The 11,957-nt window shown below is 66.4% G+C and carries 12 protein-coding genes; 2 read left to right on the top strand and 10 right to left on the bottom strand.

Annotation, left to right across the window (positions count from 1 at the left end; translation table 11 throughout):
* Positions 1-23 precede the first annotated feature (23 nt).
* The 7 genes from BLS50_RS23085 to BLS50_RS23060 form a co-directional block, all read right to left on the bottom strand.
* Positions 24-908: an amino acid kinase family protein gene (locus tag BLS50_RS23085; RefSeq protein WP_074804325.1), complete on the bottom strand. Its 885-nt coding sequence runs from the start codon at positions 906-908 to the stop codon at positions 24-26.
* A 47-nt stretch (positions 909-955) separates the two neighbouring features.
* Positions 956-1,477: a PTS sugar transporter subunit IIA gene (locus tag BLS50_RS23080; protein ID WP_080486909.1), complete on the bottom strand. Its 522-nt coding sequence runs from the start codon at positions 1,475-1,477 to the stop codon at positions 956-958.
* Between the two features lie 198 nt (positions 1,478-1,675).
* The gene (locus tag BLS50_RS23075; protein WP_074804323.1) at positions 1,676-2,290 is read right to left on the bottom strand and encodes a LysE family translocator; all 615 of its coding nucleotides are present in this window, start codon (positions 2,288-2,290) and stop codon (positions 1,676-1,678) included.
* Between the two features lie 161 nt (positions 2,291-2,451).
* Positions 2,452-3,264, bottom strand: a complete 813-nt coding sequence (locus tag BLS50_RS35505; RefSeq protein ID WP_143028364.1) for a protein kinase family protein — start codon at positions 3,262-3,264, stop codon at positions 2,452-2,454.
* 263 nt (positions 3,265-3,527) lie between these two features.
* Positions 3,528-5,168 carry a chaperonin GroEL gene (gene groL, locus BLS50_RS23070; protein ID WP_006479755.1) on the bottom strand — a complete coding sequence of 547 codons (1,641 nt, stop codon included), beginning with the start codon at positions 5,166-5,168 and terminating at the stop codon, positions 3,528-3,530.
* Between the two features lie 12 nt (positions 5,169-5,180).
* Positions 5,181-5,471, bottom strand: coding sequence for a co-chaperone GroES (locus BLS50_RS23065; RefSeq protein ID WP_011694564.1), 291 nt, complete (start codon positions 5,469-5,471; stop codon positions 5,181-5,183).
* Between the two features lie 142 nt (positions 5,472-5,613).
* The gene (locus BLS50_RS23060) at positions 5,614-6,897 is read right to left on the bottom strand and encodes an alpha/beta fold hydrolase (protein ID WP_074804321.1); all 1,284 of its coding nucleotides are present in this window, start codon (positions 6,895-6,897) and stop codon (positions 5,614-5,616) included.
* 376 nt (positions 6,898-7,273) lie between these two features.
* Here BLS50_RS23060 and BLS50_RS23050 point away from each other — a divergent pair, with 376 nt between their 5' ends.
* Positions 7,274-7,954, top strand: coding sequence for a class II aldolase/adducin family protein (locus BLS50_RS23050; RefSeq protein WP_069230657.1), 681 nt, complete (start codon positions 7,274-7,276; stop codon positions 7,952-7,954).
* Positions 7,955-8,074: 120 nt separating this feature from the next.
* A complete protein-coding gene (locus BLS50_RS23045; protein ID WP_074804319.1) occupies positions 8,075-9,208 on the top strand; it encodes a sigma-54 interaction domain-containing protein in 1,134 nt (377 codons plus the stop codon).
* Here BLS50_RS23045 and BLS50_RS23040 read toward each other — a convergent pair.
* From BLS50_RS23040 to BLS50_RS23030, 3 genes are read right to left on the bottom strand one after another with little or no spacing between them, the layout of a single operon-like run.
* Positions 9,199-9,987, bottom strand: coding sequence for an ABC transporter permease (locus BLS50_RS23040; RefSeq protein ID WP_074804317.1), 789 nt, complete (start codon positions 9,985-9,987; stop codon positions 9,199-9,201). The genes BLS50_RS23045 and BLS50_RS23040 overlap by 10 nt on opposite strands.
* 22 nt (positions 9,988-10,009) lie before the next feature.
* Positions 10,010-10,828, bottom strand: a complete 819-nt coding sequence (locus tag BLS50_RS23035) for an ABC transporter permease (RefSeq protein ID WP_074804315.1) — start codon at positions 10,826-10,828, stop codon at positions 10,010-10,012.
* Positions 10,828-11,934: a PhnD/SsuA/transferrin family substrate-binding protein gene (locus tag BLS50_RS23030; protein ID WP_074804313.1), complete on the bottom strand. Its 1,107-nt coding sequence runs from the start codon at positions 11,932-11,934 to the stop codon at positions 10,828-10,830. The genes BLS50_RS23035 and BLS50_RS23030 overlap by 1 nt, the downstream gene beginning before the upstream one ends.
* Positions 11,935-11,957: the final 23 nt, after the last annotated feature.

Raw genomic sequence — 11,957 nt, 5'->3', positions numbered from 1 at the left:
CGCCGCAAGCGTTTTGATTACGATCAGAAGCGCACGACCGGCTTCTGCTCGACATTGAACCCGTCGCGCAGCACGCACGCCGAATCGGCGAAGTAGCGACGAGTTTCCGACAGCAGATCGGTGTTGCCGCGCCGGCAGAACACCACGCCCGATCCTTCCTCCGTCAACAGTTCATCGATCAGCGATTCGGGTTGCCCGATATCGGCGAGATGGACGTTCTGCACGCCGTGTGCGAGCGCATCGAGCGCGTCCCGTACGCACGGCGCCGCGTCGGCGGCCGGATGCTCGGCGAGCCATTGCTCCAGCTCCGTGATGCCGTACAGCCCGGCGAGCTCGCCAAGTTCGTGCAGCAACCCTTTGTCGACCATCATCACCAACGAGACGGCGCACGTGCGTTGCGCGAGCAGGCTGCCGAGCCGTTCAGGGCTCAGCAGGCAGTCGCGACCCGCGTCGTCTGGTGCGACCGGCATCACGACGGGCACCAGTCCGTTGTCGAGCAACGCGTTCAACGCGGTGACGTCGAACCGCGCGACAGTGCTCGTGTTCGCGCTATCGGGTACGGCGCTGGCGACGAGCAGGCCGCCGTCGTGACCGTCGATGCCGATCGCCCGGGCGCCGTGACTGCCGATCAGGCGCACCAGTTCATGGTTGACGCCGGCCATGGCGGCGTGTGTCGCGTGGACTGATTGCGCGCCGGACGCAGTCGGGATGCTTTGGATCACGATCGGATGGATACCGGTGAGCGCGAGCAGCGCGACATCCTGCGCGAAGGCGGAGCGCGTGTGGACGTCGCTGGCGGCACCGCCGTCGACGATGACGACGGTCTGTCCGTGCAGCGCCTGCATGAACGGCAGTGAGCGGGCCAAGCCGGCCACGCGTCGAGTGGGCGTTTCAGGGTCTGGGAACATGGGGGGCGAAAGGATGAAGGGGATACCTGTCGTTGCGCGACGTTGGGTCAAACCGTACGTCGCATGAGCCGATGAATCTCGTCGGGCGTTTGCGCGTCGCGCGATGCCTGCCGGATCACGCGTTCGCTGAACCATCGCGCGGCGTCGGCGAGCAGTTCGAGGTGCGCGCGGTCGTCCGCGAGCGGCAGCACCAGCACGACGAATTCGCGCACGGGCTTGCGATCCGGCGCATTGAACGCGAACGGGTACCGCGCGCGAACGAACAACGCGACGGCCGAACCGAGCCCGTCGATGCGTGCATGCGGAATCGCGACGCCTTGCCCGAGGCCGGTCGAGCCGAGTCGTTCGCGCTTGATCAGTTCGTCCCCGATCCGCTCCGCGGATACGCTGCCGCCGCGCGCGACATGGCGTGCGACGAGGTCGAACAATTGAATCGTGCCTTCCACCGGCACGTCGAGCAGGATGTTGTCCGGCGGACAGGCATCGGCGAGCCGGGGCGCGAACGGCGTGCTGCCGCGTCGGTGAGGGAGGATGGGTTGGCCGCCGCCGGCGGCCTGATGCGTTTGCATGCGGACTGCTCCGTGTCGGGATGACACGGAAATCCTAGTCAACCGCGCGTAAAGACGGTGTCAGATACGCGGGGGCCGGGCATTAAAATTTCGTATCGGGCACCGATGGAGCCGTGCCCGCACGGCCACGGACGCGCGCGGGTGCAGCATGGAAACCAAGCGGCGAGGGCTCCGAAAAAAGGACAAATACGCAGAGGCTCAGCGCCCCGCCAGCATCCGCCCACCGACACCCATCAGCAGCAGCCCGGCCGCCGTATCGAGCACGGCCTTGCGCCGGACCAGCAGCCGGCGTACCGACGGATGCGACGCGAGCAGCGCCATCGTGCAATACCACGCGGCCGAAATCGCGATCGACAGCACGACGACCGACAGATCGAGCCACGCCGGCGCATGAGCCGGCACCATCAGCGCGAAGATACTGCCGTAGAACGCGACGGATTTCGGGTTCGTCATGCTGACGACGTAGCCCTTCCTCGCCGCGCGCCAGTCGGACAGCGCGGCCGGCGCGGAAACGGGCAGCGGCTGGCGCGCGGTCACGATCATTTTCAGGCCAAGCCAGATCAGGTAGGCGGCGCCCGCCAGCCGCAGCGCGGTATGCACCCACGCGACATGCGTGACGAGCAGGCTCAGGCCGGCGATCGCGATCGCGGCCCAGGTGCCCGACGCGGCGGCGAGGCCGAGCCCCGTCATCATGCCGGCGCGGCGCGACAGGACGGCGGTCGACGTGACGATCACGAAATTCGGGCCCGGGCTGGCGACGCTCAGCAGCAGGACGCCGGCAAGCGGCAGCAGGGTGTTGGCGATGGGCGACATGGTGTTGGGGATGGCCGGATCACGGTCATCTTACTTGAGTGCGCCGGCGTTGCTTTTCAATGGGCCGCCGTAGATCCCATACTCGAGAATCAGCTCCTCTGATTGCGATGCCACTGGCAGCGATGGGGCGCTCTACGTGTCAGACCAGAACGAGCATTTCACTAGATGCCAAGGACTTCGTCGACATAGCGTTTTGCTTTGTGCCTCAGACCGGTTGTATCGTGGCCGAGCGTGTCTGCGGTTTTGATTTGGAGTTGAACGTATCGATCACCATCTACTCTGATTGCGGTTGCTTGATTCGGCCATTTAACCGACAGGTAGCAGCCAAATTCATTATCGTCTAGGCGAACCGCACGGACGACCGACCCATCCAGCAGGTTCACAAGGTCGTCGTTGGACTCATCTTTATGAAACTGCGGAAGGTTTGCGAGCAATCGGATCAAGGCACGAGAGGACCTGCGCAACGATCCGCGGGGAGACTCGTCCAATCGAGTGTCGGTTTCCGAGGTTTCATCGCGTCGAAATGACAGAATCAGCGAAATCAGCCCGATCGGTACTGAAACAATAAAGACTACAACTTTCCACGCAAGATGAGGGGCGGACCATTTTTCTCGGTATGTAAAATTGCGACTGATAGCGTCCGAGATAATGTTAGTTCCCCACGAGGCAGTGGCAAAGGGAATGATCCAAAGGAGGAAATTTGCTGAGCTTGTGAATGTCTTGACTTGCTCCGGAGACATTCGAAAGTTGGTTGCGACCTTCGCGGCGGTCATTGCTTCAGCGATTGGTAACCAACGAACTTGAATTTGATAGGCAGTCCACCCCGCCTGAGCGATCAGTACAGATCCAAGTAGGATTGCGCCTGTCTTGCTGATATCTTCACTTGTAAGGAAAATTGTTAGAACAACAAACACCGTCATTGAGAGAGTCAGTAAATTGGCTGACATCACGGCGTTCAGGAACGCGAGCATCATATTCGCTCCAAAATCCGTTTTTTCGGCACCAATGTACGAATCTTTAGGGTTGTGCGTTTAGCAAGATTTCCGTGAGGATGGTGTGAAGTAGTTTGACAAGGCGGCACATACGATGTGATTTGAAGGGATGCGTTGCTCATGCCGACGTAGATTATGTCGGTGGGTTGGCTAAAAAACACAACACGTGACGACAAAAATCGCCACGCGTTGTGTTTGTTGCAGCGTTGCTGGACCTATTTCTGAAACGGTCCTTTCAGACATTGTCAGAAATCGAACCCCGGCCCGCCCGCGCCCGGGCCGCCCGGTGCGGCGGCCGGCGCCGCATCCTTCGGCGCTTCGTACACGGTCGCATCGGTCGTCAGCAGCAGCCCGGCCACCGACGCCGCGTTCTGCAGCGCGGTACGCGTGACCTTGGTCGGATCGAGCACGCCCGATTCGACGAGGTCGCCGTACTCGCCCGTCTGCGCGTTGTAGCCGAAATTGCCGGTGCCTTCCGCGACCTTCGCGACGACGACGCTCGCTTCCTCGCCCGCATTCGTGACGATCTGGCGCAGCGGTTCCTCGAGGGCGCGCAGCACGATCTTGATGCCCGCGTCCTGATCGGCGTTCGCGCCCTTCAGTTCGCGGATCGCCTGCCGCACGCGGATCAGCGCGACGCCGCCGCCCGGCACGATGCCTTCCTCGACGGCCGCGCGCGTGGCGTGCAGCGCGTCGTCGACGCGGTCCTTCTTCTCCTTCACCTCGATTTCGGTCGCGCCGCCGACCTTGATCACCGCCACGCCGCCCGCGAGCTTCGCGACGCGTTCCTGAAGCTTCTCGCGATCGTAGTCGGAGGTGGCCTCTTCGATCTGCACGCGGATCTGCTTTACGCGCGCTTCGATGTTCTTCGCATCGCCCGCGCCGTCGATCACCGTGGTGTTTTCCTTGCCGACCTCGATGCGCTTCGCCTGGCCCAGTTCGGCCAGCGTGGCCTTCTCGAGCGTCAGGCCCGTTTCCTCGGCGATGACCTGGCCGCCGGTGAGGATCGCGATGTCCTCGAGCAGCGCCTTGCGGCGATCGCCGAAGCCCGGCGCCTTGACCGCGACCGTCTTCAGGATGCCGCGGATGTTGTTCACGACGAGCGTCGCGAGCGCTTCGCCTTCGACGTCTTCCGCGATGATCAGCAGCGGCCGGCCCGACTTGGCGACCTGTTCGAGCACCGGCAGCAAGTCGCGGATGTTCGAGATCTTCTTGTCGTGCAGCAGGATGTACGGGCTTTCGATCTCGGCGATCTGCTTGTCTGGATTGTTGATGAAATACGGCGACAGGTAGCCGCGATCGAATTGCAGCCCTTCGACGACGTCGAGTTCGTCGGCGAGCGACTTGCCGTCTTCGACGGTGATCACGCCTTCCTTGCCGACGCGGTCGATCGCTTCCGCGATGCGCTGGCCGATCGACTCCTCGCCGTTCGCGGAGATCGTCGCGACCTGCGCGATTTCCTTGCTCGTGGTGGTCGGCTTGCTGATCTTCTTCAATTCCTCGACGGCCGACGTGACGGCCTTGTCGATGCCGCGCTTCAGGTCGAGCGGATTGAGCCCGGCCGCGACGTATTTCTGGCCTTCACGGACGATCGCCTGCGCGAGCACGGTGGCCGTGGTCGTGCCGTCGCCGGCTGCGTCGCTGGTGCGCGACGCGACTTCCTTCACGAGTTGCGCGCCGATGTTCTGCAGCTTGTCCGCGAGTTCGATTTCCTTCGCGACCGACACGCCATCCTTCGTGACGACAGGGGCGCCGAAACTGCGTTCGAGCACGACGTTGCGGCCTTTCGGGCCGAGCGTGACCTTCACCGCGTTCGCGAGGATGTTCACGCCTTCGGTCAGCTTCGACCGTGCGATGTCGCTGAAAAGAATTTCCTTGGCTGCCATGATTGCGCTCCGTTATTGATTGACGACCGCGACGATGTCTTCTTCGCGCAGCACGAGAAACTCATTGCCGTCCACCTTGACGGCTTGCCCCGCGTACTTGCCGAACAGCACGCGTTCACCGACCTGCAGGTCGGGCACGATGCGCTGGCCGTCCGTGTCCTTGCGGCCGGGGCCGACGGCGATCACTTCACCCTGGTCAGGCTTTTCGGCGGCGCTGTCGGGGATCACGATGCCCGACGCGGTGGTGGTTTCCTGATCGAGTCGCTTCACGATCACGCGATCGTGCAAGGGGCGTAGGCTCATTTTTTCGTCCTGTCCTGTTCTGTCGAAATTGGCTGGCACTCTTTAACAGAGAGTGCTGACGAGTATAAAAATGCGCGGCGGCGCGATCCAATAACGGATTTGCACAAGCATTCGCGCCGTCGTGCAAAGCGCCGTGAGCCGGCTATTGCGACACGGCTGCCTGTGCGACCGGCGAGCAGACCGGGCGGATCGTCTCGCCGGCCAGCACGCGCTTCACGAACGGAATCGAATCGGCGAGCGACGCGTTCACGGTGCCGTTGTGATCGCGGCCCGCATACAGGTGTGCCTCGACCGTCGTGCCGGCCGCGCAGGCGTCCCTGGCGAGCGAGAGTTCGAGCGGCGCGAGCCCGTCGTCCGCACCCGCACCGATGAAAACGGGCGTCGCGATCTTCAGCGTCGGGTACTTCAGGTAGTCGTCCCACCATGCCTTCAGCCGCGCATCGCCGCCCGGCTTCACGGTGTTCGCGTGCGTGAGGTGCGCGAGCGCCGCATCGTCCTCGAGCGATGCGAGGCAACTGATGCGCGACTGTTCGAGGATCGGCAGTGCGGTATCGGTCAGCACCTCGTCGGCGCGCAGCGACGGGTCGATCTGCTGCGCGGACAGCACCGAGTAGAACTGATACGCGAGCGTCGGATCGACGCGTTCGGGATCGCGCCGGTAGGCCGTCTCGAACTTCGGCAGCGACGCGAGCGTGGCGCGCGACGCGTTGTAGATCGTGCCGGTCGCGACGGTCGCGCGAATCGCCAGTTCGGGCGCATAGACCGGCGCATAGCCGGCCGCCGCGATCACGGCCGAGCCGCCTTGCGACTGGCCGACCAGCACGACCTCGTTCGCGAGGCCCGGCACGCCGGCGAGCACCGCGCGCACGCTGTCGAGCAGCGTGTAGCTGTTCGAGCGGTTGTTGAGCTGCGGATTCGGGCCGGGCGTGCCGAGCCCCTGATAGTCGGTGGCGACCACCGCGAACCCTTGCTGAAGCCACGCGTTCAGGTAGCGCACGTCGCGATACGAGCGGCCGAACCATGACGGCGCGCAGATGTCGGCCATCCCGAACGTGCCGTGCGCCCACGCGACGATCGGCCAGCCGCCGGCCGGCGGCGTGCCGCGCGGCAGGAACAGCGCGCCCGACACCGCGATCGGCGTGCGGCCGCCGACGCCGTCGGTCGACGCGTACAGGATGCGCAATTGCCGCGCGGCACTCGCGAGCCCGAGCGTCGCGGGCAGCGCTTCGGTGCGCAGCAGCGCGCCGGGCGTGGCCGGAACGTCGCGGTCCCACGTGTAGAACGCGGATACGCGGCCGTCGCCTTGTAGCGGGTCCGGGGCGGGGACACGGCCCGGCGACGCCGCGAGCGAAACGACGGAAGACACGGCGAGTGCCGATACGAGCAGCGTGCGCGCGGCGATGCCGCGCAGGGAAAGAAGCGTCATGGTTGGATGAAGGTCGGTGAGAGCGGATACGCCGGGTAAGGCCGGCGCGGGCCGAGTGCGATGCAAGTTTCGAACCAGCGGGGTCGTTGCGTACGCAACGCGCGGTATGGCGGAGCGATGGATCGATGCCGCGCGCATCGTCCACACGCACTGACTGCGTGTCATGCAGCAATCCCGGCCGGCACGGTGTTGCTTGCGCAACAGATGCGTAGGCGCAGGCTGCACGCCGCAAGTCGGGCGTCGCATGCCTGCGCCGCGTCAGCCGGCCCTCGAGATGCCCATCGCACCGCTGGCACGATTGCTGCTGATTCGCCGACCGTGCGTCGCGGCGTTGCGACGCGAGCCCATCCGTTCAACCGATCAAGGAACCTTCCTCATGTCCGTCACCCAAGCCATCGACAGCGGCGAACTCGTGGCATTCGTCGAGCGCGCCACGCGCGAATTCGCGCAGGCCGAGCGCGTGCTGAAGGAAACGCGCACGCTCAGCGCCACCAACACGTTCCAGGCGTTTCAGCGCGTGCCGGGCACGGAGCTCGTCGTCGCGCTGTCGGCGCCGAGCCCGTGGGCCGCGTCGCGGGAGATCCAGCCGGTCGTCGTGACGCTCGACGGCGACGTGCTGCACGGCGATGCGCGCGCGGGCGGCAACGGCCCGCGCTACGCGGGCGTATTTCGCGAGGTGCCGGAAGTCGACGTGGTGATTCATGTCCACGGCCCGTATCTCGGCGCATGGGCGAGCGCGCATCGTCCGCTGCCGATCCGTTACGCGCCGGCCGCGCGTTACACGCGGGCACGCGAAATCCCCGTCTACGTCGATCGCCGCCCCGGCGAGCCGCGCTTCATCGTCGACACGATCCGGCGCGATCCCGACGTGCCGGCGATCATCGAGGCGAACGGCGGCGCGACGTTCTGGGGCAAGTCGATCCTCGACGTGTCGAAGTACATCCTGATCCTCGAGGAAGCCGCGTACTTCCAGGTGCTCGCGGAACCGCTCGGCGGCTCGCTCGAATTCGGGCCGGGCGCGCTCGAACAGCAATGGAAGATGACCGGCCTCGCATGATGCCGCGCGGCGGCCGGCGCAATCCGGCCGCCGTCATACCGATAGCTCGATGAATTGGTTCGTGGCCGGCGTGCGCCTTGCTATCGTCGAACCTTCCCCGTTCAACACGCCGGTCGTGCCATGGCCATCTTCAGCTTGCCGGACCCGACTTCGCACGCGATCACGATTCGCGCGAAGGCACTGACGTTCGACGATCCCAAATCGCGGGTGCTGCTCGAACGCATCCAGCTCGTCGCACCGAGCGATGCGACGGTGCTCGTCACCGGCGAGAGCGGCACGGGCAAGGAGCTGATCGCGCGCCTCGTGCATTCGCTGAGCGAGCGTCACGACGGGCCGTTCGTCGCGGTCAACTGCGGGGCTTTTTCGGAAACGCTGATCGAAAGCGAGCTGTTTGGCCACGAGCGCGGCGCGTTTACCGGCGCGATCAACAGCCAGCCCGGCTGGTTCGAATCCGCGAATCGCGGCACGCTGTTTCTCGATGAAGTGGGCGACCTGCCGCTGTCCGCGCAGGTCAAGCTGCTGCGTGTGCTGCAGGAGCGCGAGGTGACGCCGGTCGGCTCGCGCAAGACCGTGAAGATCGACGTGCGGCTCGTCGCGGCGACCAACGTGAATCTCGAAGCCGCGGTGCGCGCGGGTAATTTCCGCGAGGATCTGTACTACCGGCTCAACGTCGTGAAGCTGAGCCTGTTGCCGCTGCGCGAGCGGCCGGGCGACATCGCGCCGCTGATCGAACACTTCATCGACACCTACGCGAAGCGGCTGCGCGTGGCCGCGCCGACGCTGACCGACGCCGCTCGCGCGCGGCTTCATGCGCATGCATGGCCCGGCAACATCCGCGAACTGGAGAACGTGATTCACCACGCGGTGCTGATCTGCGCAGGCGGCGCGATCGACGTCGGCGATTTGCAGTTCTCCGCGCTGTCACTTGCGCCCGATCCGGCGGACGCAGCAGGTGCGACCGCCGCACCGCCGCGCCGCGCGCGCGACGTGGCCGAAGCGACCGACGCACTGCGCCACGCGGTGATCGAACTGCTGGATCTCGGCACGCCGGCGCTGTGGCAGCACATCGAGGACACCGTGTATCGCAGCGTGTTCGACTACAGCGAGCACAACCAGCTGCGGATGTCGCGCCTGCTCGACCAGTCGCGCAACATCGTGCGGGCCCGGCTCGCGCAGCTCGGCATCCTGAAGCCGCGCGACGCGGGCGACGGCGGCGACGCCGACACCGGCGCGCGGCTGCGCCGTCAGGCGTGATCGCGCCAGCGCAGCGCGCGCTGGGCGATCCGCTCGCATAACGTACTCATGCCGACGGCCAGCGCCGTCACGCCGAGCACGCACACCAGCAGCACGTCGGCGCGCGCGCCGGCCTGCGCGTTCTGCATCAGGCTGCCGACGCCGGCGCCCGTATTGAACAGCAGCTCGCTGCTGGTCGCGGTGATCCACGCGAACGGCACGGCCTGCAGCACGCCCGCGAACAGGTCGGGCAATGCGCCGGGGATCAGCACGTCGCGCCACAGGCCGATACGGGTCAGGCGATACGACTGCGCGAGTTCGACGTAGCGCGGATCGACGCGGCGCAACCCGTCGAAGCTGGCGGTGGTCATCGGGTAGAACGCGGCCAGCGCGATGATGAACACCTTCGCGAATTCGCCGGTGCCGGCCCACAGGCTCAGCAGCGGAATCAGCCCGAGCAGCGGTACGTAGCGCAGCGCCTGGAACGCCGGTTCGCCGAGCTTGCGTGCGAGCGTCGAGCGCGCCATCGCCGCGCCGAACACGAGCCCGAACGCGACGCCGAAGCCGAGCCCGAGCGTCGTGCGGCACAGGCTCGCGCCGAGATCGGTCGCGAGTTCGCCGCTGCGCGCAAGTTCGACGAGCGCGGCGCCGACCTGCTGCAGCGGCACGAACGCATATTGATGGGCCGCGTCGCCGGACGAGGCGGTTTGCCAGGCGGCCAGCAGCAGCGCCGGTACGACGAGGCCGCGCGCGCGGCGGCGCAGCGGGGCGAGCGAGGCAACGCGGGTAACGAAGGTCATGCCGAAGCGGTTCCGGTCAGGGTCAGCGCACGGGCGTCTGCCAGCGCAGCGCATAACGTTGGACGAGTGCGATCGAGCGGTCGAGCGCAAAGCCGATCAGCCCGATTACCGCGACGTCGACGAGCACCACGTCGAGCCGCAGCATCTGCCGGGCGAGTTCCATCATCTGGCCGATGCCGCTGTCCGCGCTGAGCAGCTCGACCGCGACGAGCGCGAGCCACGCACGCGCGAGCGCGATCCGCACGCCGGTCAGTAGCGGTGGCAGCGCGGCCGGCAGCAGCACGTCGCGCAGCAGCGCGAAGCGGCCGAGCCCGTAGTGGCGCGCCATCTCGACGAGATCGCGCGGCGCGTCGTGCACGCCCGTGTACGCGGCCAGTGCGACCGGGAAGAACACGGCCTTGCCGACCACGACGAGCTTCAACGGTTCGTCGACGCCGATCAGCAGGATCAGCAGCGGAATCAATGTGAGCGTGGGCAATTGCCGCAACAGGTCGAAGGTCGGCCGCAGGTAGTCGGCGAACAGCCGGCTGCGTGCGAGCAGGATGCCGAATGCGGCGCCGCTGGTCGCGCCGATCGCGAAACCGAGCGCGAGGCGGTGCAGCGTGATCGACAGGTTGTCGCGCAGTTCGCCGGTGTCGAGCAGCGTGCGCAGCGTCGCCGCGAGGCGCTCGGGCGGCACGACGAGCTGCGGCGGAAACCAGCGCTGCGCGCTAGCGAGCCACCACAGCGCGGCGAATGCGACGGGCGTGATCCACCACAGCGCGTGGTCGCCGAGCCGCGCGACGCCCGGCAGGCGAACCGCCGCGCGCAAGCCGTTCGGCGCGAGGGCGCGCGTCGCCATCAGCGGCTCGCGACGCGCGGGGCGTCGGCGCGCCAGTAGCCGTCGAGGCCGAGCTGCTTGAGCGCGGTCGACACGAAGGTCGGCGCGAGCAGCGCGTTCACGTCGACCGGCGCGGACGTCAGCCCGGCCTGGCGGCTGTACGCGACGACATCGCGGTAATGGCCGGTCAACGCCGGCGTGAACAGCGGCGTCCATTGCTCCTTCCACGGCGTCGCTTCGTCCGCGTATTCGCGGCGCACGACGCTTTCCGGCTGGCCGGACGCGCTCAGGATCTTCACGTACGCGTCGCGGTTCTGCGGCTGCGAGATCCAGTGCGCGGCCCGGACGTAGGCCGTCGCGACGATCTGCGTGATATCGGGGTAGCGCCGCACGAAATCGTCGGACGCCCACAGTTCCGCGCGCATCTTCCAGTCGTCGGGCGCGCGCTTGGTCGACCAGATGATCTTGCCGACGTTCTTGTCGACGAGCGAATACGCGTCGGACAGCGTGAAGAAGCCGTCGACGCGGCCGGCCGCGACGGCCGCCGCGCCGGCCTGCGGATCGAGGTTGTAGATCCTGAAGTCGGACAGCTTCAGCCCGTTCTCGGCGAGCAGCTTGCTGAACGGCACTTCCCACGGCCGGCCGCGATTGAGGGCGATGCGCTTGCCCTTGAGGTCGACGATCGACTTCGCGCTCGAGCCGGCCGGCACGACCAGATAGGTGTTGCTGCCGACGCCGCCCGGCACGATCAGGCGCGTGTGCGTGCCCGACGCGTTGACGACCACCGACGGCAGGTCGCCGTAGCCGGCGAAATCGATGCTGCCGTTCGTGAATGCCTCGTTGACGAGCGTGCCGACCGCGGCGGTCGACACCGGCACCCATTGCAGCGTCACGTGTCGCGCGGCGAGCGCTTTTTCGAGCGACTTGTCGGCGTCGATCAGCGCGGAAGCGCCCGCGTATTGCGTCTTGCCGCCGCTCGAATACGCGACGACGGCGATTCGCACGACCTTGGGCGCGTCTTGCGCGTGGGCGGCGGGCGTGACGAACGATGCGACGGCCAAGGGCAGCGCGGCGAGCAGCGCGCGCAGCGGGCGATGCAGCGACGCGAGGGAGAGTGTGGGTTTCATGATGGTCCGGAGCAGTGAACGTG

Origin of the sequence: Burkholderia orbicola, from assembly GCF_900100915.1 — a bacterium.
GTDB lineage: Bacteria > Pseudomonadota > Gammaproteobacteria > Burkholderiales > Burkholderiaceae > Burkholderia > Burkholderia orbicola.
The sequence above is the reverse complement of the archived record's forward strand: the minus strand, read 5'-3'. Positions and strand labels throughout refer to the sequence as shown.